This window comes from Bradyrhizobium sp. 153, assembly GCF_023073835.1.
Taxonomy (GTDB): domain Bacteria; phylum Pseudomonadota; class Alphaproteobacteria; order Rhizobiales; family Xanthobacteraceae; genus Bradyrhizobium.
Genome location: NZ_JADPKH010000085.1, coordinates 65,397 through 90,442 on the forward strand (window position 1 = coordinate 65,397; position 25,046 = coordinate 90,442).

The window sequence follows — 25,046 nt, forward strand, 5'->3', positions numbered from 1 at the left end:
TGGGTAGCGAAGTACTTAAATCGACAGAGCGTCAACAAGATGCAAAGCCCGGCTCGCGCCGGGCTTTGTCGTTTCTGACCTAGCTCACACCACCTTGGCGTCCCTGAGCTTGGCAATCTCGTCGGCGCCGAAGCCGAACTCCTTCAGCACCTCGTCTGTCTGCTCGCCGAATTCCGGCGGCCGCGCCACCATCTTGCTCGGCGTGCGCGACAGCATCACGGGCTGGCCGACCAGACAGATGTGGCGGTCCTCGTCGTTCGGCACGTTCTGCGCGATGCCGAGATGTTTGACCTGCGCGTCCTCGAACATTTGGTCGATGGCATAGATCGGCCCGCAGGGCACGCCGGCTTCATTGAGCTCGCGGACCCAGGTCTCGGTCGACTTCGTCACGGTGCGCTTCTCGATCTCGGCGTTGAGCGCGTCGCGGTTCCTGGAGCGCGCAGGGGCCGTCGCGTAGTCGGGATTGCTGACGAGCTCCGGCGCGCCGATCGCCTGGGCGCAGCGCTCCCAGATCCGCCCGCCCGTGGTCGCGATGTTGATGTAGCCGTCCGAGGTCCTGAACACGCCGGTCGGGATGCTGGTCGGATGATTGTTGCCGGCCTGCTTGGCCACCTCCTTCTCCATCAGCCAGCGCGCGGCCTGGAAGTCGAGCATGAAGATCTGGGCCTGGAGCAGCGAGGTCTGCACCCACTGGCCCTTGCCGGAGACCTCGCGCTCGAGCAGCGCGGTGAGAATGCCCATGGCACAGAACAGGCCCGCCGTGAGGTCGGCCACAGGAATGCCGACCCGCATCGGTCCTCCGCCCGGCGCGCCGGTGATCGACATCAGCCCGCCCATGCCCTGCGCGATCTGATCGAAGCCCGGCCGCTTGTGATAGGGGCCGTCCTGGCCGAACCCGGAAATGCTGCCATAGACGATGCGCGGGTTGATCGCGGCGAGGCTCTCATAGTCGATGCCGAGCTTCTTCTTCACGTCGGGGCGGAAATTCTCGACCAGGACGTCGGCTCTGGCGGCAAGGCGCTTGAACACGGCGAGCCCGCGCTCGTCTTTCAGGTTCAGCGTCATCGCCCGTTTGTTACGGTGCAAATTCTGGAAGTCGGAACCCCGCCTGGGTCCGCCCGGCTGCTCGCCACCGGCATCCTCAGTCAGCGCGTCGATCTTGATGACATTGGCGCCCCAATCCGCGAGCTGCCGCACGCAGGTCGGCCCGGAGCGGACCCGGGTCAGATCGAGCACGGTGAAGCGCGACAGGGCTTCCGAGGCATGCGGAAAGGGCATCGTGAAAGGGCTCCGGGACAGATTGCGGCGTCTACCATAGTGCCGAAAGACCTTGCGACAAGTCTGGGCCGGCGCGGATGCCGCCTGTCGAAATGCCATGGCTGGCGCGGTTTGCTGCGCTGCGTGAAGGGATCAGCGCGACAGGCGCTTCAGTTCGGCGCGCGCCTTCTCGGCCAACGGGTCATCGCCGTGGCGTGCAATGAAGAGCTCAAAAGCTTCACGCGTTCCCTTCCGGCGGGCGGCTTCGTATTCCTCGGCCACCGCAACAGCAGGATCGCGAGCCATTGGCATGGTGGGCGAGCGGCCCGCCTTGCCGCTGTCATCCGCGTTAGCTTTCTCCACCATGACGGGCAGTCCTCCGAAGGGCGTGTGATCGAATCCAGCGTACGCCGCAAGGGCGCCAAACAGGCCGGCCGCGAGGGAACGTCGTTTCATGAAACCCCTGCAAATTACGGGCGCCAGGGAACCGAGGTTCTTGCGCGTGTCCGGTATGAGTACGGGATTTAATGGCTAACAGCGCATTATGGCAGAGGTCCGGGCGGTCTCGCCGCATTTAAACCAAACGCTTAACTCTCTAGCTAGGATAATCTGTTAACGCCTCGAATTGGATGGGGCTTGCTGCTTCGGAGATTCGCTTTGGCAACCGCAGTTTCGGTCACCAAGACCAACAACGCCGATATCGATGGTCTGCTGTCGGGCTACAAATGGTCGGGCACGATCACCTACAGTTTTCCGGATTCGCCCAGCGACTACGCCAGCCCGTACTCCGGCGGCAGCAGTGAGCCGACCACGTCGGGCTTCGCCTCGGCGCCGACCCAGATGCAGGTGGCGATCAATTACGCCATCGGATTGATCAACGGCTATACTAACGCCAACATCCAGTACGCAGGCACGAACGGCGCCGACATCATGATCGCGCAGTCGCCGTCGGCCAACCCGACCTCCTACGCCTACTATCCCGGCAACTATGCCTCCGGCGGCGACATCTGGTTCGGGACTCAATACAATTACTCGCTGGCCAAGCTCGGTAATTATTACTTCGCTACCGCGCTGCACGAGCTCGGCCATGCCGTCGGCCTTAAGCACAGCCAGGAAACCGGTGGCCCGGCCAACGTCGCGGTGCCGACTGCGCACGACGACAGCGAATACACCGTCATGAGCTATCGCAGTTATGTCGGCGCTTCGACCACATCCGGCTACACCAACGAAGCGTACGGATATCCGCAGACCTACATGGCCAACGATATCCTCGCGCTGCAGACGATGTACGGGGCGAACTTCACCACCCAGAGCGGCAGCACCGTCTATACCTGGAATCCGACCACGGGACAGGAATTCATCAACGGCGTCGGGCAGCCCGCGCCGGGCGGCGGCGTTGGCGGCTCGGCCAACCGGATCTACGAAACCATCTGGGACGGCGGCGGCGTCGATACCTATGATCTGTCGAACTACACGACGAACCTGAGCATTAACCTCAACCCCGGTGCATCGTCGGTGTTCTCCACCACGCAGCTGGCCTATCTCGGCGACGGCCACTACGCCTCGGGCAACGTCTACAACGCCTATCTCTACAGCGGCGACGCACGCTCCTACATCGACAACGCGATCGGCGGATCCGGCAACGACAGCATCGTCGGCAACGCGATCGCCAACACGCTGAACGGCGGCTCTGGCAACGACACCATCACCGGCAGCGGCGGCAACGACACTATCCTCGGTGGCGCCGGCACGGACACGGCCGTGTATTCGGGGCACGAATTCGACTACGCCATATCGTATGATTCGGCGACGCAGACCTTTACGCTCACCGATCAGCGTTCCGGTTCGCCGGAAGGCAGAGACACAGTGCAGGGCGTGGAGAACTTCCAGTTTGCCGATGGATTCGTGGCCAGTTCCGCACTGACAGGCGAAAACGTGTCCACCGCTGTCGTTGGTCAACTCGCAACCGAGTCGCCGGATTTCAATGGCGACGGCAATACTGACCTGCTCCTTTTGAATGAAGGCATCTCGGGCGTAGCGGTGTGGGAGCTCAACGGCACCCAGGTGTTGGCCAACCCGCAGGTCGGCACCATGGCGGCCGGCTTTCATTTCGCCAAGCACGGCGATTTCAACGGTGACGGCAAGACCGACCTGCTCATGCTCAACGACAGCACGCATGATGCTCAGGTCTGGCTCATGAACGGCACGGAGATCAGTGCGACCGGGATGGTCGGCACGATAAGCGCCTTTGCGGGGTGGGGCTATGCGGATGTCGGCGATTTCAACGGCGATGGGAAATCCGATCTGCTGCTTCTCAACAGCGCGAACAACGGGGTTGCGGTCTGGGAGCTCAACGGGACCGGTGTCCTTGCCAACCCGCAGGTTGGCACCATCGCGGCCGGATTTCATTTTGCATCGACCGGTGACTTCAACGGAGACGGCAAGACCGATCTCTTGATGCTCAATGATACGACGCACGCTCTCCAGGTGTGGCTGATGGACGGCACCCAAGTCACCAGCCAGACTACGATTGGCTCCATCAGCGCATTTGCGGGCTGGCGTCTTGCTGGCGTCGGTGACTTCAGTGGGGACGGCAAGTCGGACCTTCTATTGCTCAACGACGTTACGCATAGCGTCGCCGTTTGGCTCATGAACGGCAGCCAGGTGACGGCGAACCCTCAGATCGGTACTATCAGCGCCTCCGCCGGCTGGCGCTTTGCCGATATTGGCGACTTCAACGCGGACGGCAAATCCGACCTGATGCTGCTCAATGACAACACCCACGGCGTAGCTGTTTGGGAGTTGAACGGCACCCAGGTTATGGCCAATCCGCAGGTGGGAGTTGTGGCTTCAGGCAGCAGCTATGTCCGCCTCGAGGACATCAACGGCGACCACAAGTCGGACATCCTTTTCCAGGATAGCACGACGCATGTCCTGACCGCCTGGGAAATGAACGGCACCCAGATCGCGGCGAGCGGGCAAATCGGAGCCGTCAATGCCGCCGGCGGCTGGCATCTCGTCGGCTGAGAGCGCCTACACGAGGCAAGTATTCGGCCGGCGTCTTCCAAGTTGAAGAACATTATCGCATCGGATACAAACCCGGATGCCGATAGCCGAGTGAGCCGATTGTCTGCCAGTCTGCGGTGCGTCGGAATCACGTTGAGCATCCGATGAACCGTTCATGATCTCGCGACAGCACCAATATTGCGTCTGCGAACCAGCTGCTTCCGCGCAGGCGTGCGGGGTCAGGCCTTGAACGACGCGCTGTCTCGGTGGAAAACCACGGCGGACAAGGGGGGGTCGGAAGGGCCAACTCGCCTGCAGCGGCTCGTCCATGGCTGGTCGGCGAATCTGGTGCAGGTCTTGCTTGGTCTCACTCAGCAGCTTCTCCTCATTCCGGCATTCCTGCATGTCTGGACGGCCGATATCCTCGCGGCCTGGCTCACGATCTATGCGGCCGGAAGCCTCATGATCGTGGCCGATGCCGGGCTGCACCTACGCGCAGTGAATCGCTTTCTCGCCTTCAAGAACTGTGCTGATTGCGATGGACGGAGCGCGAGCTTCTATGCCGGCATGTTGCGGGTCTACCTCGCGGTCGTCTTGGTGTTGGGTGTCTTGCTGGTCGGAGCGATGCAGCTCTGGCGACCTTCGGAGATGCTTGGATTTAGCGCGTCGGCTGACTTCGATTCCGCGCTGCTTGTGATGACGCTTGGCATGCTCCTGACCTTGCCTGCCAACCTGGCTTCGGGGCTTTATCGCGTGCGCGGTCGTTACAGCCGGGCAGTCTGGTTGCAGAATGTAGCGCTCTTGTTCGGCCAGTTCGCCCAGGTAGCTGCCGCCATTGTGTTCGGCAACTTGCTCGCGGTGGCGGTCGCGTTTGTCTCCACGCAGATCATTTTCGCGGCCTTCCTCATGGCACTCGATGCACCACGCCTGTTTCCCTTTCTGCGGCGTGACAGCATACAGCGGAGGAGGCGGTCGTTCCGTTGGGGCGTCGGCCAAATCGGCCTCGCACTACCTTTCTCCACCGGCAGCTTCACCGAGCTGGCGCTCGTCAATCTTCCCGTCCTGCTCGTGAGCTCTCTCGTTGTCGATCGTATCGCGGTGGCGCAATGGGGCCTGACGCGGGTGATTGCAAGCTTGCTGCGAGGAATCTGCCAGCAAATGAGCATGCCGCTCGCCGCAGAGCTGGGCCACGATTATGCGATCGGGGACAAGGAGCGATTGCGCCGGCTCTATGCGCGCGGCTCGGGCCTTGTGACGGCGATGGCCAGTGTCATGGTCGGAGGGCTGCTGCCGTTCTGGCAGGATTTCTTCAAACTGTGGACGCACGGCACAATTCCCTATGACGGACCCCTCGCCATCACGCTGTTGCTCGGCTCCGCCGCGATTGCACCCTCGCTGTTCGCGCTTGTGTACGCCTATCACAGCGATCGTGGCGCATTGCTGGCCCGTACCAAGCCGCTGCAGCTCGTCGTTTTCCTGGCCCTGTCATTGGTGTTGATTCCGAGGTTAGGACCGCTCGGAGCCGCTTTGGCGATCGTCGCCAGCGATTTGGCTATTCAGTTCGGTTTGCTCGCGATCGTGATCATCAGGCAGACCTTGCAACACCCGCTGCGGCACGTTGCGTTCCTTGTCGCGACCATGTTCACTATCGTGTCCGTGGGATGGGGCGTTGGCTTGGTCATTGAATCCCAGGCTGGAGGAGGGGGGCTTGCGGGCTTCTTTGCACAATGCGCGCTCTGGCTGGTCGTCGTTGGTGCGATTGCGAGCCCGCTTGCAAGCAGGAAGATACGCGCCAGCCTCGCGTCCGTCATTCCGGAGTGATGGGAACTAGCGCGGCATGAGGCCCAAGCGGTTCTTGAGCCCTCGATATGCCGCGCAACCGTCCTGCGAAGTTTCCTCAGCAAACTACGCGAGCCGCGCTCGACCCCGGCGCGTGCCGCTGACCTGAAGGCTGCGGAGAGCTTGCGACTGCCCTCTCGTTGCGAGAGGAGCAGTAAGCTGCACCAAACAGGATGCAGGTCGGCTCTTTCTGGGCGTGGTGGCCGGATCGACGAAAGCTAATAGGAAGTATCTCTTGCGGCGGCAAGTATGGCGGCGAGGTTGGCTGGACGAATTCCGACAGACGAGATACCGCAATCTCAGCTTAAAATTTGCGTCGCTTCGGCCGAATTCGTCGAGAATTCTGAGTTCTGTGCGTCAAGGTTCAGCAAAATTGATCATGGGGTCCGGTCGAGCCATTCGGGCTGACGTCCTCGTTCGGTTTCGACGCAGGCGTAGCTTCAAGGTGGCCGTGACCCGGCAAGCCGCATGACAACGTGTTCCAGCATTCGGCCGCTACGTTGACCAAGGGGGGAAACTCTGTAAAGGTCGAATCTGTATGTTATTTCAGGAGAAGTCGGGGGTATGAAGGTCACGTTCATCGAGTTCGACCGGCACGGAGATGAGCGTGGAATGTTGGTCGCTCTCGAACAGGGGCGCAACATCCCCTTCACGATTCGCCGTGTGTACTACCTTTTCGAGACCAGGCCCCAGGTCCGCCGCGGCTATCATGCGCACCGGCAGTTGAAGCAGATCATGATTGCGGTCTCGGGAAGCGTAAAGGTCCATTTGGACGATGGGTTTGAAGTGACCGAGGTTACGCTCGACACTCCCTATCGCGGCCTGCTGCTGGAAAGCATGGTCTGGCGCGAGATGTCCGAATTCAGCTCCGATTGCGTTCTGATGGTGCTTGCAGACCAGCTCTATGATCCAGGCGATTATGTTCGTGACTATCAGGAGTTCTGCACGCTCGCCAAACAGGAGAGAAAATGATGAAGTACCTGAGAAGCGTCTGAAATGAGCGTTCCGTTTCTCAGCCTGCAAGAGGCTAACGCGCCATACATGGACGAGCTCAAGGCCGCTGCGTCGCGAGTGATCGAGTCAGGGTGGTATATCCTCGGCGAGGAGCTCAACTCGTTCGAGCGCGAATTCTCGGACTATTGTGGGTCTCGCTTCTGCATCGGCGTCGGGAACGGCCTCGATGCGCTGATCCTGACATTGCGCGCCTACATCGCGCTTGGCAGGATGTCCGAGGGCGACGAGATCATCGTGCCCGCCAATACCTTCATCGCGACCATCCTGGCGATCACGCAGAACCGCCTGAAGCCTGTTCTCGTCGAGCCGGATCCGCGCACCTTCAACATCGATCCGGAGCGCGTTTCGCGAGCGATAGGTCCGAAGACCCGCGCCATCATGGCCGTGCATCTCTACGGACAATTGGCCGCCATGCCGGAGCTGGCTGCGATCGCGCAGGCGCGCGATATCCTGCTCATTGAAGATGCCGCACAGGCCCATGGTGCGATGCGCGGTGGTGTAAAGGCCGGCGCGTTCGGTGACGCGGCGGCTTTCAGCTTCTTCCCGACCAAGAACCTGGGCGCTCTGGGTGACGCCGGCGCGGTCCTGACGAATGATGACGGCTTGGCCGAGCGGCTCCGCGCGCTTCGCAACTATGGTTCGAAAGTCAAATACTACCACGAATGCGAGGGCATAAACTCACGGCTGGACGAGATTCAGGCAGCCATGCTGCGCGTCAAGCTGAAATATATCGATGACGAGATCGCGTCACGCCGGCGAATTGCCACCGCCTATCTGGATGGCATCAAGAATCCAAAAATCCGGCTTCCCTTCATCGCGGGAGCTCCAGCCACCCACGTCTGGCACGTCTTCGTCGTGCAATGCGAGCAGCGCGAGGCGTTGCAGCGTCATCTCGCGTCTCGAGACATCCAGACGCTCATTCACTACCCAGTCGCTCCGCACCTGCAGAAGGCCTATCCAGACCTCCATGATCTGTCGCTTCCCGTCTCGGAGAGGCTTCACCGCGAGGTTCTCAGCTTGCCTCTCGGGCCGACGCTGCGGCCCGAGCAGGTCGTAAAAGTCATAGTCGCATGTTGCGAGTTCTAGGTTCAATTCAGGCGTTACTGGGACGGCACGGGCCTGCCGTCGGTTCGTTTCCGCGCCTGTTCACGTCTGTTTCAATTCCTGCTACGCACGGGAAAGGTGTGCAAGTGTGATGAGTGCCAGTCTGGAGCAAGCGGGGTCGAAGCCGCCGGCGGGGCTTCCGTTGGTGTCGTTCCTGATTCCGGCCTACAACCATGAGCGATTCATCGAGAAATGCCTCGATAGTGTACTGTTCGACAAGTATCCCTCGAAGCAGTTGGTGGTCATTAACGATGGCTCGACGGATCGAACGGCGCAGCTCATCGCCGACTGGATCGCGAGACACAAATCATCGTTGGATATCCGCTATGTCGATCGAGAAAATAAAGGCGTTGCTGCGACATTGAATGAGCTGAGGGCTCTTGCCACCGGCACGTATCTTCGGCTTGGAGCTAGCGATGACTACTACCTGCCCGAGGGCACGTCCCCGCTGGTCAGTTATCTCGAGACCAACCCAAAGAAGCTGGCAGTTGTCGGTGACTCTATTGTTGTCGATGAGGATGAGCGAGTCGTGCACGACAGCGCGATGGTCGGTCTGTTCAACGTAGACAAGAGTCGCTACGGGACTGATGAGGGTATTCGGCGTGAGATCATTTCCCGATGGGCTATTGGAGGTCCCGTTCCGCTACTTCGAGCGCAAGGGCTCGACGTCGCTGAAGGGTGGAATGAAGACTTCCTGATCGACGATTGGGACTTCTTTCTTCGCCTAGCCGCTCTTGGGGCAATAGGTTTCATAGACGTAAAAGTGGGAGCCTACCGGCTTCACGGGACGAATACCAGCAAGACGAGCGACCGGGCAAAGCGCATCGCCAATCTTCGCAATATGGCTGATGCGGTGAATCGCAATGTTATCAAGTTCAACGAGCAATATCGGATATTGCTCAGGGCCCAAGGACGATTAATTGCGGCAAAGATTGCTTACCTAGAAGGTCGCTACATCGATGCTGCCTGGAACGTTCTAGTCTTTGGGGGGCTCAGGGCCGCAAGTTCCAATGCCTTGAGTCGTTTAGGGGCAAACTAGCTTTTCAGAACGCATCCGCCGTTCTGCTTATCACCATGCGCAAACGAGCACGGCAGTCGCTGGTTCATCCATTCTTCAAGTTGCTCTGGATCGTTCAGCTCACTTGGCGCGCGACTCCAACCCCAGTGAGACCGAAGCCATTGCCGTTGTAGAACATGAAAGTTCCATGCTCGTTCTCAATGATGGACGGGAAGCCGGTCATGTCCGAATCCCAACCTGCTTTCGAAGGAGCTAGCTCACCTTCGGCATCGCGTCTAACCCACTGAAGCCCGTCTTCCGACGTCGCGTAGCCAATTCGATAGGTCTGGGTATGCGATCTGACCGAATACCACAGTTCGTAAACGCCTCTGGTCTTGCGAATAAATGGCCGTCCAAAACCAAATTCTGATCCTTCAAGCTTTAATACGATCCTCCCGGTCTGGGGCCAATGTATCCCATCGACCGACTCGGCATACGCCATCGGATACATCGGTGTTTCTTTCCCGGCGTGATCAATCAGGTTGGAACTGGCCGCGTACCACACCTTCCACAGACCACTTTCAGAGTCGTGCATCACGTAAGCGCCTGATCTTACCAGAAACTCTTGGGGCCCACGGTCGAGCACAGGAGTTTCCTGATAGCGAACAAAGCTATTGCCGCCATCAGCGCTAAGCGCGAGTCCAGTAAAGAGCATGTACCGCGCACGGGGGGTCAATTGCCAGCCGGCATAGTACATGCGGAGCTGCGCGCCATCCGATATCACTGAAAGCGGGGTCACACCGTTGTCGTCGAAGGCACCACTGCGCCCGACGTCTAGACAAGGATTTTCGGAAACCGCAAGAACACAGGTCGGGTCGCTGGCCTTAACATCGATCCAGCCCATCCTTCCCACTTGATTCTTGTCGCGAAAAGCGAGGAACACTCGTATGCGGCTGCTGTCGGACTGGTAGGCCGTAGGAACATATGCATGCGAATGCATCCATTCCGACCGTTGATCGACGTTGAAGATAACGCCGAGCTTTTGCCACTTCATGCGGGTATCTCGGTGAGAGACAGGATGGGAGTTGTTGCAATTGCTTCCAACGGAAGCCCGTGCTGTTCGCTTCTAGCGATCCGCGTCCTCCTCTACAAGCCGCCAAACCGCCGAGGCTAGATTTTTCGATTGTTCCGCTCTACCCCCATTATATTGAAACGTGGCATCGGACAGGCCGAAAAGTTGCAGGCTCGGCTTCCGCCATCTACTATCTTTTGGTAAGCGTCATCCGCGCGTCCGCCCGCAGGGGTATTGAGCAAGGCGGCGGCTTTGGAGCCTTTCCAGTCGCGGAACGAACGGGCCCCGATTGGCGCGACGCTTGCTGGATGGTCAGAACGCTAGTAGTGAAATCCACTGGGTTGTGGGCCGCGCAAGCGGCTTCTTATTGGCTAGAGTTTATGGACGGGGATGCGTCTTGAAGGACGATGATCTTGCAAGTTCGCGCAACATCGATTTGGCGGCCGTCGCGCTCGATTATGAGGGCTTCCGGAAACTTGCCTCTAATCCGCATTTATCAGTTCACGAGCGGATTGGATTTCCTGTGCAGTATCGTGAGAATTTTGAGCAGGCGATTTTCCAGGATATTTGCCAGAAACTGCCAAATCTCGAGAGCCGCAATAAAGTTATAGTCGATATCGGACCTGGTTGTGCGAACCTGCCCCGGATGCTTATTGATCTCTGCGAGCGAAATGGGCATCGCCTAATCCTCGTCGATTCCGCCGAGATGCTGAACCAGCTACCTGACCGTCCCCACGTTCGTAAAGTTACTGGCTTCTTCCCTCGAAATGTCGAGGATATTCGACGCGAAGCAGATGGTCCGGTGGATGCAATTCTAAGCTACAGCGTCCTGCAGTACCTCTTCTCGGAAACGAATCCGTTTCACGTGATTGATGTCATGATCTCACTTCTCGCTGATCGCGGTGAGATAATGCTAGGGGACATCCCGAATGCATCCAAACGAAAGCGGTTTTTCACAAGCGTCGCCGGAATCCGTTTCCATCGCGAATTCACCGGGAGAAATGATCTCCCGCCGCTGCCGGCCGGCGTTCCGCTTGGGCTGATCGACGACTCCGTGCTGTCCGGCCTTATTGCGCGCGCGCAAGGCGCAGGCTGCGACGCGTATTTGGTTCCTCAGCCTGCCGATCTCCCAATGGCCAATCGCCGCGACGACCTTCTTGTGAGAAAGCCATGAACGCAAAAACCGAACGTAAGCCGTTGCTCATCATCGGAAACGGTGAAATAGCCTCCATGGCGTACGAATATTTCCTGCATGACTCCCCATACCAACCGGTTGGCTTCGCGATCGGTAAAGATTACATCCGCGGTGATACGTTTGAAGGGCTGCCACTGGTCGACATTGAAGCCGTCAACGAGCGATTTCCGCCCGACCACGTGAGGGCGTTTGTCGCCATCGGCGATGCTCAGCTGAACCGAGTGCGTGCGCGGCATTATGATTTGATGAAAACGAGAGGTTATACGCTTGCGAGCTATGTCAGTTCGCGCGCCTTCGTCTGGCACAACGTAAAGATCGGCGACAATTGTTTCGTGCTTGAAGACAACACGCTCCAAGCCTTCGTTACCGTTGGTAACAACGTTATCTTGTGGAGCGGCAATCACATCGGTCATCGCTCGACCATCGAGGACCACGTATTCGTCACCTCGCACGTCGTCGTATCCGGCTTCTGCAAGCTCGGCGCCTATTCCTATTTCGGCGTTAACGCTGCAATCGGAAACAATGTCGACATAGCTCGCGATAACTACATCGCCATGGCTGCAAGTATTGCGTCTTCGACGGAGCCCAATTTGATATACCAGGGCAATCCTGCCGAACCGCGCAAGGTCTCTGCGACCCGTTTCTGTAGGGTCAAGGGCGAATGATCCAGTTAGTCAACTATGACCCACAATATCGGGAGTCATGGAACGCGCTTAACGCTCAGGCAAAGAACGGTCACTTCTTTTTCGACCGGAACTTTATGGAGTATCATTCGGATCGATTCCATGATGCGTCCTGTCTCTTTCTCTACGAACAGACGCCGATCGCATTGTTGCCAGCAAATTTTTCGGGCGACACGCTCTATTCGCACCAAGGCTTGACGTTCGGCGGTCTTGTGCTCGATCAGCGCGCTACGTCAGTTCGCGTTCTTTCGATGTGGCAGCTGCTGTTGGCCGATCTCCGTGATCGCGGAATCAAGCGGCTTGTCTACAAGCCTCTGCCGCTTATCTATCACCGCTCGCCTGCGCAGGAGGATTTGTACGCGCTGTTTCGGCACGACGCGAAACTGGTGCGTCGCGATGTGACAACCACGATTGACTACGGCGCGCCGGGGCCTCAATCAAAGCGGCGTCAGAGGGGCGTCAAGAAAGCCGCTAAAGCGAAAATTACGTTCGCAGAGAGCAGGGATTGGCAGGCATACTGGACCGTCCTTTCGGAGGCGCTTTCGGTCAAGCATGCTGTAGCGCCGACCCATACCGCTGAAGAGATCGCCTATCTTGCGGAGCGCTTCCCAAACGCGATTCGGCTCTTCACTGCCCAGTCCGGCGACGCGATATTGGCGGGCGTAGTCATGTTTGAAACCGCGAGGGTGGCGCACGCGCAATATATTGCGGCAAGTCCCGAGGGACGTGATGTCGGCGCGCTGGACGGTTTATTTAATGTTCTCATAGAACGCTATCGCAGCTCCAGTCGTTTCTTTGATTTTGGTATTTCAAATGAAGACAACGGTCGTGTGCTGAACGAGGGCTTGGTCACTCAGAAGGAAGAGTTCGGTGGCAGTACGGCGGTGCACGACGTCTACGAGATCGCTCTTCACTCCACGGCAGTTTAGCACGGCGCGGCAGGGAACCGAACGGTGAGCGAGGCGCTACGATATCCATCGTTCTATCTGGCGTTGCCGATCCTGCTGGCGGTGTCCGTGATGGTCGTCAGCTTTGAATTTTCGCTCGCCATGCTTGGAGGCGTGCTGTTCTTCGCGACGGCTGCCGTCGGCATGGTCGTGCTGGACTTCATCCTGGACATTCGTCTGCCGCCGCTGCAGTCGTTTCGGCCTATGGATTTTGCGGGAACGCCTCAGGGGGTGATCGCTGCCGCCCTTTGCTGGCTGGTGGCCGGGTTCTGCGTCGTCGACTTGACCGCTTTCCCGATCCCTCTTATCGTCGATCCCTCCTCGTATGCGACCTTCGAGAACGGCCGCAATCACGTCCGGCACATCTCGAATTTGAGCTGGATTTTGCCGCCGCTCGCATTGCTCTGTTTCAGGGGCAGGGCCGTGCGTATCGCGCTTGTGGCGATCGGCCTAATCTTCCCCATGCTCGTGATCGATCGCAACCGTCTGTTCGCGGCCATCTTCTCGCTGGTGCTGACGTTCGTTCTGCTGCAGAAGAAGTCGGCGCTGCTTTCCTGGAAAATCATCGTGCCTCTCCTGTTCGGAGGGCTAGCTGCTTTTTCATTGTTGGGATCGGTTCGATCGGGATCATTGAGCCAGCTCAGCCTGCCCCTGAGCGGCTTGTTCGAGAGCTCTCCGGAAGGCGTGAAGTGGCTGCTGCTGTATGTGAGCGCCGGCGTCTACAACTTCTCTTCCATCCTGGCAAAGAACTATCACAATGCGAACTTTCTGCTCAGCCAGCTCATTCCTTTCAGTGGCTCGGTAGAGACGCTCGGGACCGACATCCCCTTGGATGCGCCGACGATCAATGTCGGCACGGAGTTCTTCCCATTCCTGATGGCTGCCGGATGGAGCGGCGCGCTCCTCAGCGTGTTCCTGCTTTATTGCATGCTGCTGTGGAGCGTCGTGCTGCTGCGAGGAAGTATCTCCGTCTGGCGCTTCCTGATTTTTCTTCGTATTGCCTACGTGTCCGTCATGTCGCCGTTCGCTCCGCAGGCCTTCACCTGGACGAATTTCGGGTTCGTGGTGCTCTGTTTGATGATCCCGGTTGCCGGGCATTTTCTCCCTGGTGGTGTGCGTGAAGGATTGAAGGAAGCTGATTGATGACGGTTCACGAAGACGCATCGGTGCCCGCGAAAGCTGTCGCTCGCTCGGAGGGCGTCGAACCAAACGACCACCTGCAGTTGTTCCTGCGTCAATGGAGGTGGGCCGTCGCGACCTTCGTGATTGTGGCCGTGATCGCAATTGTGACTCTGAGCCAGATCAGGCCGCAGTGGGAGGCCCAGGCCACGATCCGCATCGGTCAGGTCTATGATGCGTTCGCGGGGTCCACGCGGCTCGTCGAGTCGCTTCAGGAGGTGCAGGAGTGGATGCGCGTGAAGTCGTTCCTGCAGGAGGCCTTCGAGGAAGCCGGCCTCGGTTCGGAGAGCGCGTTGGTCCCGGGGGTAAGAATTGATCCCGTCCCGTCGACGGGCATGATCCGCATCACGGCGCGGGCCCCTGTCGCGGACGAGGCAACGCGTATCGTAACTGCGATCTTTGATCGACTGAAATCCGTGCATGGAGAGCTGACGCGGGCGGCGCGCTCGGAAGCCGAGCTCCTGGCACAGCAATATGCAAATGAGCTTGCGGGCCTGCGCGAAGTGCAATCGAACCTGCAGAAGGCGTATTCGTCCGGGAGCAATTCGGGCGCAGATGACAGATCGACTTTGGAATCGGTTGCATCGGCCGTGGAAAGGAATGCTAAGGAAATAAGGGAGATCGATCACCAGAGATTCCTGCTGCTGCGACGCGACAAATATCAGACGTTTCCGACTGAAATGATGGGAAAGATTTCGTCGTCCAGGATCGGGAGAGCGAGCCTTGGTCTCATCATCGTCTTTGGCATCGTCATGGGGCTAGCGGCTGGACTGGTGTGCGCCGTGCTACGCGACTACGTCGCGAGGAAGCAATCACAGCTTCTTTCCGACTAGGGGGCAGCCCGAGTTGCGGCGTCGCGTCTGCCCGTTGCGGCGCCGGACGCGAACAAGGGCGTGGAAAGCGTCGCCACCATTTGGTACGTAGCACGTCTCATTTCGGGCGCTCGGCCAATCCCTAAGTGAGTCCGAGGCGGCCTGCACGGGAGCGGAAGTTCAATTGTCCAAGCGTCCCAAAGTCACGATCATGCTCGCATCTCGAAATGGGGCCGAGTTCATCAGCCAGCAGCTCGAATCCTATCGTGCCCAGACTTATCCAAACTGGGAGCTCGTCTTATCGGACGACGGCTCGACCGATGGGACGCTGGCATTGGTCCACGAATTCGAAAAATCCGTATCCCAGCGGGTGGTTTTGCTTCGCGGTCCGCAACTGGGCTTCTGGCAGAACTTTGCCTCGCTGGTCAGGAGCCCGGAGGCTTCGGGCGAATTGTTCGGCTACAGCGACCAGGACGACGTCTGGTTCGATCACAAGCTTGCGGACGCCGTCGCCTGGTTCGAGCAAATTCCGCAGGACGAGCCAGCGCTTTTCTGCACGCGCACCCAGCTCGTCACCCGGCAGGGAGAACCGATGGGGTTTTCCCGAGAGTTCGCTCGCGCGCCGGGGTTCGCCAACGCGTTGGTTCAGAACTTGGGCGGTGGCAACACCATGATCTTCAACCGGGCAGCCCGATTGGCGCTGCAGAAGACGCCGCCGGAGGCGTCAATGGTTGCGCACGATTGGTGGACGTATCAGGTCATTACCGGGGTTGGGGGGCGCGTACACTTCGATCCGCGACCCAGCCTGGCTTACCGGCAGCACGGGCAGAACGTGTTCGGAAAAAACGTCGGTATCCAGGCGCGCCTGACAAGAGCGCTCAGCCTGGCGTCCGGGCAGATGGCCCAATGGAACGAGATCAATCTGAAACTGCTCAATCAGCTTCGTGACCAGCTGCGTCCGGAGAACGTTGCGATCCTGGACCTGTTCGCCAGGGCTCGAACCGCTTGGCTGCCCATGCGATTGTGGCTACTCTGGCGGTCGGGGGTCTATCGGCAGACGGCCATCGAGAATCTCGCACTCACTGTTGCGGCGATCTTTGGCCGGATTTGACGGCTGTCCCGGCAGCCACGGAACTCCCTCAGCCTCGCGGGACCATATCCATGAAGATCGAACGTTTGAGTATTCCGGACGTGCTGCTGTTAACGCCGCTGCGGCATGTCGACGAACGTGGCTCGTTCTCGGAAACGTTTCGGGCGGACCTCTTGGCAGCCCATGGCGTCGGTGCGGCTTTCGTGCAGGACAATCACGTGGTTACGAAAAGCAGGGGAATCGTACGCGGTCTGCACTATCAAACGGAACCTCGGGCGCAGGGGAAGCTCGTGAGATGCTCGAGAGGGGCGATCCGCGACGTCGCCGTGGACCTTCGCGAGACCTCCCCGACCTATGCGAAGCATGTCGCCATCGAGCTGTCGGAGGCCAATTGGCAGCAACTCTGGGTGCCGCCGGGGTTCGCGCACGGCTATATCACGCTAGACGACAATTGCGAGGTCATCTATAAGACGACCGATTATTATTCGCCAGGTCATGAACGGGGGATCGCTTGGGACGACCCCGCGCTCCAGATTGATTGGGGCATCTCTTCGACCGAAGCAACCCTGTCGGACAAAGATCGTAATCTTCCGCGTCTGGGCGAACTGGCACGGCGCTCCAACTGAAGTTGTAGGTGATCATGCGGGTTCTTGTGACTGGCGGGGCTGGGTTCATCGGATCGGAAGTATGCCGTCATTTCATCTCCGGTCTCGGGCTCGACGTGGTCGTGCTGGATACCCTGAGCTATGCAGGCAATCTGGCCTCGCTCGCTCCGGTTGCAGACAGCCCGCGATATGCCTTCGAAAAGGGCGATATCTGCGACCGAGATGCCGTAGAATCGGTTTTCCGGAAATATGAGCCGGGCGCAGTCGTTCACCTCGCCGCCGAAACCCATGTCGATCGTTCGATCGGGCATTCAGAGGTCTTCGTTCGAACGAACGTCCTCGGAACCTTTACCCTGCTGGACGTGTCGCGTCGCTATGTCGAGCGCAGTCCGAGCATCGCCCAGTCGTTCCGCTTCGTTCACGTGTCGACCGACGAGGTCTATGGATCCTTGGGCGCGGAGGGCACCTTCACAGAGACGACATCCTACGACCCCAGCTCTCCCTATTCCGCCAGCAAGGCCGGCTCCGACCATCTGGCGAAGGCATGGCACCGCACCTACGGTCTGCCGGTGATTGTTTCGAACTGCTCTAATAATTACGGTCCTTACCAGTTTCCCGAGAAGCTCATTCCCCTAATGATCCTCAATGCGCTGGAGGGAAAGGCGCTGCCGGTTTACGGAAACGGCTTGAACGTTCGCGATTGGCTCTACGTCGCGGATCACGCGCGCGCGCTCGGGACAATTCTCGCCAAGGGCCGTTCGGGCGAGACCTACAATGTGGGCGGACGCAACGAAAGGACCAATCTGGACGTGGTGCGACAGATCTGCTCCTTGCTAGATAGGCTGCGTCCGGCCGACACCTCGCACCATGACCTGATTTCGTTTGTCAAGGATCGCCCTGGGCACGATCTGCGCTATGCGATCGATGCGACGAAGCTGGAAGGCGAGCTCGGCTGGCGCGCCAACGAGACATTCGAGACGGGCATAGAGAAGACGGTGCGCTGGTACATGGAACGCGCCGATTGGTGGCGCCCGTTGCGGGACCGGGTCTACGGTGGCACGCGGCTGGGTCTGATCGGAAAAGACCGCTCATGAGGCTTCTCGTCGTCGGTCGCACAGGCCAGATCGCCAGATCGTTACGCGAAGCCGCTGCCAGGGAGACTGACCTCGTTCTCCAGTCCGTCGGCCGTCCCGAGGTGGATCTGCTGCAGCCCGGAGCAGTAGCGGCGGTCATTGCAAAGTTTCGCCCTGACATTATCGTCAACGCAGCCGCCTATACTGCGGTTGACAGGGCCGAAGACGAGCCGGACGTCGCTTTTGCGATCAACCGGGACGGCGCAAGGGAAGTCGCCGCGGCTGCTGCGAGCGGGAACGTTCCTATCATCCACTTCTCGACCGATTACGTGTTCGATGGAAAAAAGTCCGGTCCTTACGAGGAGCAGGACGCTCCCAATCCGCAGAACGTGTACGGACGTTCGAAGCTGGAGGGAGAGCGAGCCGTGATGTCGGTGAACGTTCGGCACATCGTCCTGCGGACGTCCTGGGTATATGCGCCGTTTGGAAGCAATTTCGTGCTGACGATCTGGCGCAAGCTCGTCGAGGGGCAGCGCCTCAAGATCGTCAATGACCAGACGGGTTATCCGACCTACGCGCCGGACCTCGCCGACGCCACAATCGCGCTGAGCCGCCGGGTGATCCGGACAGGCTGGCAATCCGAGTATGCCGGAATAACGCATATCGTCGGTCCCGAGGCCGTCACCTGGTACGACTTTGGGTGCCTGATCGCGAAAAGGTATACGGCCGAAACGGCCGGATCGGCCGAGATCATTCCGGTCTCCTCGTCTGAATATGCGGCCCGCGCCGTTCGTCCGGCGAATTCACGGCTGTCAACCGAACGGCTGCAATCGGTCTTCGAAATCCGACTGCCATCGCTGCAGACATCGCTCAACGACTGCCTTGATCGCATCTTGCAGGAACAGGGAGGCCCATCATGAGAGGAATCATTCTCGCCGGTGGCAGCGGCACGCGGCTGTATCCAATGACCCTGGTGACCTCGAAGCAGTTGTTGCCGGTCTATGACAAGCCCATGATCTACTATCCGCTCACCACCCTCATGCTCGCGGGTATCCGTGAGATCCTGATCATTTCGACACCGCACGACCTGCCTCAGTTCCAGGCCCTGCTCGGAGACGGCAACCGATGGGGCCTGTCGCTGTCCTATGCGCAGCAACCGACGCCTGGCGGTCTGGCCCAGGCCTTCATCATCGGCGCTGATTTCGTCGCAAGCCAACGTTCGTCCCTGATTCTGGGCGACAATATCTTCTTCGGCCAGGGGCTCCATCAATTGTTGGCCAGCGCCGCGGGCCGCACGAGCGGCGCGACCATCTTCGCTTATCAAGTGTCCGATCCAAACCGCTATGGCGTGGTCGAATTCGACGAAGGGGGCAAGGCCCGCTCGATCGAGGAGAAGCCGCAGAAGCCAAAATCGAACTTCGCAGTCACGGGACTCTATTTTTACGACGAGCAGGTGGCAAACTTGACTTCGACCATCAGGCCTTCGGCGCGCGGCGAGCTGGAAATCACCGATTTGAACAAGCTCTACCTAGAGCAAGGAGACCTTCATGTTGAGCGGCTGGGGCGGGGGTTCGCCTGGCTCGATGCAGGTACGCCCGAGAGCCTGCTCGATGCAGCGGAATTTGTTGCAACGGTCGAGAAGAGGCAAGGCTTCCGCATAGCATGCCCCGAGGAGGTAGCCTTCAACCAGGGCTATATCGATCGGGGGCAACTTGAGCGACTTGCGTCCGAGATGGGGAAGGGCGAGTACGCTTCCTACCTCCGCAACGTGGCGGCCGTCTGAGCAGGCAATGACCCGTGCGCAGGTGGACCCAGGATATCGACCGCTCCTTAGGCACTTGTCTCGTTCATCAGCCGGAGGGTACCCAACCGGAGAGCGAACAGGACCGAGCCTGCGCATCAGCACTGAAGTCGAAGGCGGCAGGCGTATTCGAGGTGTGTGCGATTAGAATTAGATTCATCAAACACAGTCACTTCGGGGGCCCGTCGTAGTGACGATGAGTTGATCGATACAGCCAAGGAGGAGCGCTTCACGCAGTGAAAACATCCGTCGGCGAGCTGCCGCGCCGGGCAATCGACTTCTGCCTGAAGCTGGCCCGGCATTGCGATGGTTGAAGTAGATCGGATCTTCACGCCTGAAGACGTAAACCAGATGCACGTAGAGCCCATCGAATACTTCAAGTACCCGTTCGGACATAGCTCTCTAATCGAGCTTTTTGACCATCATCTCTCACGCTGCGAGTTCGTTCTACGGCTCCAGTTATGTTTGGTTCGACTTCTCGGGCGTTTCAAGCGGGGCGGCGTCGGCTTCCTGATCTTCGGCGCGCTGAAATGGCGCTGGCTGAAGACCTGGTGGGCCACGCATCATCTTCACGCCTGCGCGGTGATCGCCAACCGCGTGATCTTCAGCCGTAGCCGCGGACCGATCATCGCGATCCTGTCGATCCTCGTTCACGTGCTCGCCGTCGTCCTCGCCTGGTGTGTGGTGCAATCGATTGCGGCAAGGGTTCGCTTCAGCGACGTCTTTCTGCTCGTGCCGCCCGTGATGCTGATCACGATGATTCCGATCTCGATCGCCGGCTTGGGCGTGCGTGAAGCCACGATGGGGCTGGCGTTCGGCTTCGCGGGACTTGCCGCCAACGAGGGCGTCAACGTCTCGCTGCTGTATGGCGCCTTGTTCTTCATCGTCGGCGCGTTCGGCGGCCTGGTCTGGATCCTCAGCGCGGAAAAGGCATGGCAAGGGGGCCACTCCGATCGGGGTGCCAGAGTGACGACGCTCGCCTGGTGCTGTTCGCGCTTACGCCGGCTGTGCTGGCCGCACTGATCTCCGCCTGCCTACCTGGTAGCGCATGCCGCTGCTGCAACGTTACGCGCTGGCGCGGCCGAACGCACGCTCGTCACATCGCATTCCGACGCCGCAAGGTGCAGGTCGATCATTGCCGCCACCCTGCCACCCTGCTGGTGGCTGCAGCCTGGACTTACGGCGCGGTTCCCCTGTCTCTAATCGGCTCCGCCGTCCTGATCGCTGTGGTCGGGCTTGTCGATGACATCAGGCCCGGTCCGGCTCGTGTTGCAGGCGGCAGCCGTGGGGCCGTCGTCTTCACGGCACCGGAGACGCTGCGGATCGTCCCTGCTCTGCCGCTTGCTGTTGAACGCATCATCCTTCTCATTGGCGGCGTCTGGTTCTCTGGTTCGTGAACCTCGTCAACTTCATGGACCGCCTCGACCTGATGACGGTGGTGGAGGTAGTGCCAGTCACCTCAGCGCTCGGGCTGCCCGGATGGTTTGGCGACCTCTCGACGTCCGCCGGACTGCTCGCCACTGCGCTGTGCGGGGCCATCCTCGGCTTTGCGCCGTTCAACCGTCCAGCCGCAAAAGTCTTCCTCGGCAATGTCGGCAGCCTGCCGATGGGTCTGTTGCTCGGCTGGTGCCTGCTAGAGCTCGCCTGGCACGGACAACCCGCCGCGGCGCTGCTGCTGCCGGCCTATTACCTTGCGGATTCCACCGTCACGCGTTTCGCCGCATCATCAGGCGCGAGCCGTTCTGGTCGGCACACCGTACGCACTTCTATCAACGTGCAACTGACAACGGTTTTACCGTCTCGCGCATCGTCGGGGGAGGTCTTCCTGCTCAACCTCTTGCTGGCGGCGTTGGCCATCGTCACCGTTCGCGCCGGCTCGATGACGATTACGATTGTGTCCTTGTTCGCAGGCGCGGCCGCCGTCGCTTTCGTGCTGCGGCGCTTTCTCGCACTCAGTCGTCCTGAGATTCCACCGCCAGCCGCAGCCCCTCCTCGAGAGAGACCTGCGGCTGCCGGCCGGTCGCGATCGCCTTCGAGATGTTCAGCTCGAGCGAACGGATCAGGCTGTCATGCGTATCCTGCCGGCCCGTCACGCTGAACAGTGCGCTGAGCAGGCTCGGCGGCACGCCGAACATCCGCAGCCTCTTGCCCGAGGCTTCGGCCAGACCCGCGATGAATTCGGGTGTCGAGGGCTGCTCCCGGTCGGCTAGGAGGAAGATCTCGAAATTGATGCCGGCATCGGGGTGACTGAGCCGAAGGATAAACGACGACAGGTTCTGGACGGCAAGGAAGCGCGATGGTTACGGATCGCGGCAAGGGCATTGGCAGCCCGAGGTTCACCGCCCGCGTCAGCACGGCGAAATTGCCCTTGGTCTCCGCGCCATAGACCATCGGCGGCCTTATCACCGAGATCTTCATGTCGCTGTCGCCGCCCAGCGTCCTCATGCCTGCCTCGGCCGCGGCCGTGGACATGCCGTAGAGGCCGCGCGGCGTCAGGACGTCGTCTTCGCTGAACGGCGCACGGCCCTCGCTGCTGCGGCCGTGAACGAGAGCATGCTCCTCGTGCTTGTGATGCACGCGCGCGGCGAGATGGATGACGGCGTCGACGCCTTCCAGCACGGCCTGCCAGTCCGTTTCGGGACCGATCGATTCGATCACGACCTCGTCGCCGACACATTTAGACCTGCGGACGACGCGGCCGACCGACCATCCCTCGCGCATCAGCGCGGGCCCGATATGACGACCGAGAAAGCCGCTCGCTCCCGTCACCAGCGCGACCGGTTTTCTTTCATGCGCCCTTACTGTCGGGGACCTAGATAGGCAGAGCCGCTATCCTCGAATGTGATGACGCTGAGCGCCAGCAATCCGAAGAAGATACCGGAGATGATAAACAGAGTCTTGACCCAAAATCTCACAGCGCGGCCGAAAGTCGAATTTGGTGGTTGGGGTGACGATCTCATCACTGGTTTTGTTTGGAAATCCATCCTCTCTGAAGCTTCGAGCGCTCTTTTAGGGCCGTTATTGGAAGCGTCTACTGGTGCCGGCGATTCGGCCGTGCCGCATAGCAACATTGTCTCTTCGTCTGCATCATACACGAGTTGATAGATGTCTGGATGCCGAATTGTTCTTCTTCGGCTGCCCCTTTTCCGCATGTACCGCTGGGGCGACTGGGAAAGGTTCCTTCGAGCTTAGCGCGCAATAGGCCGGCAGCCCAAGAGCAGGTCCAGGAGCTCGGCGGAGCGTTCGCAGCGCACACCGGGGGTGGTTCATGACCCTCTAGGCGCTTTCCTTTTCGGCGCTGGCGGGGTCCGCGGCTCGCGGGCCGCTGGCGACTGCGTTACGACGCTAGGACATCCAAATCGTCCTCCGCGGCGATCCCGATGAGGGCAAATAGGACATACCGGGCGGGCATAGGTCAGCGCCGACCCCATCCGACGCGGCGCTCGACCTCCTTGGAGGCGCAGACCGGCGGGTCCATGAGATCTGCCCCGAGGCATCGGCGAGCAGGGTGTTGAGATGGATATAACCTGTGATCTGCCAATCGATTTCTTGCTGGCTTAACGTCTTGCGATATCCAGGCCGGAGGTCAGGGCGCGTAGCGGAAGGTTCGATCGTCTCTCGCGGGAACGGCGATCGGATCATGGCGGTCAGGTCTTCTCGGGGTTCGTCAATTCGGCTCGGGCGAGGGCGGCAGCGATGGTCCGATGCGCTCACTGGCTCGAAGCATGGAACTCCTCAGTCGCCTGGGTTCGAAGCTGACTGCGCCGCACTTTGAGTGCTTCGCTTTGATGCTATGGCCGATCGCCTCTTTGGCGTCCTCCGGCACCAGCTTTTCCAGATCAGCCTTGGCAGTTTCATGCTGGCCATGTGCCTCTCGGGTTAGGAGGTAGGTGGCTGCAAGTTCCGCCCATTGGTGGGGGAGTGGACATATCAACGACTTTGATGGCCTCCAGCCGAGGGCGGAGTGTTTCGATGTTGAATAGAGCGGGCCGCTCGCCGCTCTTGAAGCACCGCCAGAATTTCTTCTCGGCGGTAAGGATGTTGATAGAGGGGGTCGGCGTGGATTCTAATTTCGTCCCATTTGCCGCGGCCGGTGTGATCGAGAGCACCGCGTTGCGGGCGGCGATGACCCACGTATTTGTGCTGCAGCTGAACAATGTGCTTCTCGGCCGCGGCTTCCTGTGAGAAGGCCCAAGACAGCATTAACTTGGCTTCTAAGACTGCGCCGGTCCGCTCGACTGCGTCGACGCCATCCATCTGTGCACGGAGTGGCGCACGCGCTTGGGCGTTACTTCTGGGAGTGCTTTTTTCGCGTTGCGAGGAGCAGGTTTGCCTCATTGACAGGAACAATATTGACTCGCAGGCTTTGCCAAACGGTCGGTTGGGTCGTTTGCGCCGATTTCGCTTTCGGCAGCGGGACTGCGGTTCGGTTGGACGCTTCTTTCGATTATCCTTTCAAATTCTCGCGCTACGTCGGATGACTGTTTGAAGTGCGTAGATGGGTCTCAATATGGCGTGTTGACATTGTCTGCTCATTCCGTCTAGCGGCTGCGTCCGCGCTTTACCGGCTGCGTCTGAGCGAGACGATCGCGGAATTCGCAATCCGGGCCGACAGGTTCGAACCAGGTAGCCGACCGGCCAGGTTCTTCCAGCATGAATCGTGAAAGCATCGCGCTCGCCGCGGAAAGCCAGTGGGTAGGGAGCATAATGGTTCGCACCGCGAATTTTGACATCGGATACGACGAGCAGGAAATGAGGATCAGAATTGGTCGAATCGTAATTGCTCTCCCGATTTCCTTGCCGGATGACCTCGGGATCGAACAGACGTTTCGGATTCGCTCTTGAGATCCGAGCGTGGCATTGCTCGAGATCGGATCGAGCAGCTCGTAGCAGCGAGACGACAGCTCGGCTTTGCGATATCCCAACTTTCCTATAGAAGGTCTCTTGCGCGATGTCGTCGGCCTCCCGATCGGGCTCTTCCTCGGCACGCGCCTGCTGGAGTTTCGGGGGAGGCAGGCGGCACTCCCGCTGCGCCCACAGCGCGATCAAGCTGTCTTGTCACGCCGCCCGCCAGGAACAATTCTGGTCGGGCAAAGCGGCATTTTCCACCAGGCAAGGAAATGACTTTAAGTGCAGCAGGTGATCGACTCGGTTGCACTGCTATTATCCTGGCGCTTCTTTCGTTGCCCGCAATGGAGGGTACAATCTATCACGGCCTTCGTGTTTGTGCTGCCTGACTTCTTGCGATGTCAGAGCTCCTGATCGGAAGAGATACCTGCGGCTGCCAGCCGGTCGCGATCGCCTTCGAGATATCGAGCTCGAGCGAGCCGATCAGGCCGTCTTGCATATCCTGACGGCCCATCACGCGGAGG

At 59.6% G+C, this 25,046-nt stretch carries 20 protein-coding genes and 2 pseudogenes; 18 read left to right on the top strand and 4 right to left on the bottom strand.

Annotated elements, in window-relative coordinates; translation table 11 throughout:
* Positions 1-84: 84 nt before the first annotated feature.
* Complete coding sequence (locus IVA91_RS23050) at positions 85-1,278, bottom strand: CoA transferase (protein WP_247450530.1); 1,194 nt, start codon at positions 1,276-1,278, stop codon at positions 85-87.
* A gap of 132 nt (positions 1,279-1,410) precedes the next feature.
* Entirely contained in the window at positions 1,411-1,713 is a 303-nt protein-coding gene (locus tag IVA91_RS23055) for a hypothetical protein (RefSeq protein WP_247450528.1), read from the bottom strand.
* A gap of 201 nt (positions 1,714-1,914) precedes the next feature.
* Here IVA91_RS23055 and IVA91_RS23060 point away from each other — a divergent pair, with 201 nt between their 5' ends.
* From IVA91_RS23060 to IVA91_RS23080, 5 genes are all read left to right on the top strand, one after another.
* Positions 1,915-4,284 carry an FG-GAP-like repeat-containing protein gene (locus tag IVA91_RS23060; RefSeq protein ID WP_247459181.1) on the top strand — a complete coding sequence of 790 codons (2,370 nt, stop codon included), beginning with the start codon at positions 1,915-1,917 and terminating at the stop codon, positions 4,282-4,284.
* A gap of 225 nt (positions 4,285-4,509) precedes the next feature.
* Complete coding sequence (locus tag IVA91_RS23065) at positions 4,510-6,084, top strand: hypothetical protein (protein ID WP_247450522.1); 1,575 nt, start codon at positions 4,510-4,512, stop codon at positions 6,082-6,084.
* A gap of 582 nt (positions 6,085-6,666) precedes the next feature.
* Entirely contained in the window at positions 6,667-7,074 is a 408-nt protein-coding gene (locus IVA91_RS23070; protein WP_247450519.1) for an FdtA/QdtA family cupin domain-containing protein, read from the top strand.
* Positions 7,075-7,098: 24 nt separating this feature from the next.
* Positions 7,099-8,202, top strand: coding sequence for a DegT/DnrJ/EryC1/StrS family aminotransferase (locus IVA91_RS23075; RefSeq protein ID WP_247459182.1), 1,104 nt, complete (start codon positions 7,099-7,101; stop codon positions 8,200-8,202).
* 109 nt (positions 8,203-8,311) lie between these two features.
* Complete coding sequence (locus tag IVA91_RS23080) at positions 8,312-9,259, top strand: glycosyltransferase family 2 protein (RefSeq protein WP_247450512.1); 948 nt, start codon at positions 8,312-8,314, stop codon at positions 9,257-9,259.
* Between the two features lie 94 nt (positions 9,260-9,353).
* Here the strand turns inward: IVA91_RS23080 and IVA91_RS23085 are convergent, their stop codons facing one another.
* Entirely contained in the window at positions 9,354-10,271 is a 918-nt protein-coding gene (locus IVA91_RS23085; RefSeq protein WP_247450510.1) for a glucosyl hydrolase, read from the bottom strand.
* Positions 10,272-10,686: 415 nt separating this feature from the next.
* Between IVA91_RS23085 and IVA91_RS23090 the strand changes: the two genes are divergently transcribed.
* The 12 genes and pseudogenes from IVA91_RS23090 to IVA91_RS23145 all read left to right on the top strand — a co-directional run.
* Positions 10,687-11,463, top strand: a complete 777-nt coding sequence (locus tag IVA91_RS23090; protein ID WP_247450508.1) for a class I SAM-dependent methyltransferase — start codon at positions 10,687-10,689, stop codon at positions 11,461-11,463.
* On the top strand, positions 11,460-12,149 hold the full coding sequence (locus IVA91_RS23095) for an acetyltransferase (protein WP_247459184.1): 690 nt from the start codon (positions 11,460-11,462) through the stop codon (positions 12,147-12,149). Before IVA91_RS23090 ends, IVA91_RS23095 begins: the two co-directional genes overlap by 4 nt.
* Positions 12,146-13,096: a GNAT family N-acetyltransferase gene (locus IVA91_RS23100; RefSeq protein ID WP_247450505.1), complete on the top strand. Its 951-nt coding sequence runs from the start codon at positions 12,146-12,148 to the stop codon at positions 13,094-13,096. The genes IVA91_RS23095 and IVA91_RS23100 overlap by 4 nt, the downstream gene beginning before the upstream one ends.
* 24 nt (positions 13,097-13,120) lie before the next feature.
* Positions 13,121-14,257 carry a hypothetical protein gene (locus tag IVA91_RS23105; protein WP_247450502.1) on the top strand — a complete coding sequence of 379 codons (1,137 nt, stop codon included), beginning with the start codon at positions 13,121-13,123 and terminating at the stop codon, positions 14,255-14,257.
* Entirely contained in the window at positions 14,257-15,126 is an 870-nt protein-coding gene (locus tag IVA91_RS23110) for a hypothetical protein (protein WP_247459186.1), read from the top strand. The genes IVA91_RS23105 and IVA91_RS23110 overlap by 1 nt, the downstream gene beginning before the upstream one ends.
* A gap of 163 nt (positions 15,127-15,289) precedes the next feature.
* Positions 15,290-16,216, top strand: a complete 927-nt coding sequence (locus IVA91_RS23115) for a glycosyltransferase family 2 protein (protein ID WP_247450497.1) — start codon at positions 15,290-15,292, stop codon at positions 16,214-16,216.
* A 50-nt stretch (positions 16,217-16,266) separates the two neighbouring features.
* A complete protein-coding gene (rfbC, locus tag IVA91_RS23120; RefSeq protein WP_247450495.1) occupies positions 16,267-16,821 on the top strand; it encodes a dTDP-4-dehydrorhamnose 3,5-epimerase in 555 nt (184 codons plus the stop codon).
* A gap of 14 nt (positions 16,822-16,835) precedes the next feature.
* Complete coding sequence (rfbB, locus tag IVA91_RS23125; protein WP_247450559.1) at positions 16,836-17,894, top strand: dTDP-glucose 4,6-dehydratase; 1,059 nt, start codon at positions 16,836-16,838, stop codon at positions 17,892-17,894.
* Positions 17,891-18,793 carry a dTDP-4-dehydrorhamnose reductase gene (rfbD, locus tag IVA91_RS23130; RefSeq protein WP_247450493.1) on the top strand — a complete coding sequence of 301 codons (903 nt, stop codon included), beginning with the start codon at positions 17,891-17,893 and terminating at the stop codon, positions 18,791-18,793. The genes rfbB and rfbD overlap by 4 nt, the downstream gene beginning before the upstream one ends.
* Positions 18,790-19,656 carry a glucose-1-phosphate thymidylyltransferase RfbA gene (rfbA, locus tag IVA91_RS23135; protein WP_247450491.1) on the top strand — a complete coding sequence of 289 codons (867 nt, stop codon included), beginning with the start codon at positions 18,790-18,792 and terminating at the stop codon, positions 19,654-19,656. The genes rfbD and rfbA overlap by 4 nt, the downstream gene beginning before the upstream one ends.
* A 513-nt stretch (positions 19,657-20,169) precedes the next feature.
* Positions 20,170-20,644: pseudogene (locus IVA91_RS23140) on the top strand (lysylphosphatidylglycerol synthase domain-containing protein); the annotation flags it as partial.
* A gap of 37 nt (positions 20,645-20,681) precedes the next feature.
* Positions 20,682-21,640 (top strand): annotated as a pseudogene (locus IVA91_RS23145) (glycosyl transferase); the annotation flags it as partial.
* Positions 21,641-21,741: 101 nt separating this feature from the next.
* On the opposite strand, the gene IVA91_RS23150 reads toward IVA91_RS23145, so the two are convergent.
* The gene (locus IVA91_RS23150; RefSeq protein WP_247450488.1) at positions 21,742-22,443 is read right to left on the bottom strand and encodes an NAD-dependent epimerase/dehydratase family protein; all 702 of its coding nucleotides are present in this window, start codon (positions 22,441-22,443) and stop codon (positions 21,742-21,744) included.
* 1,203 nt (positions 22,444-23,646) lie between these two features.
* On the opposite strand from IVA91_RS23150, the gene IVA91_RS37200 reads away from it, so the two are divergent.
* On the top strand, positions 23,647-23,859 hold the full coding sequence (locus IVA91_RS37200) for a hypothetical protein (protein WP_346015516.1): 213 nt from the start codon (positions 23,647-23,649) through the stop codon (positions 23,857-23,859).
* Positions 23,860-25,046 lie beyond the last annotated feature (1,187 nt).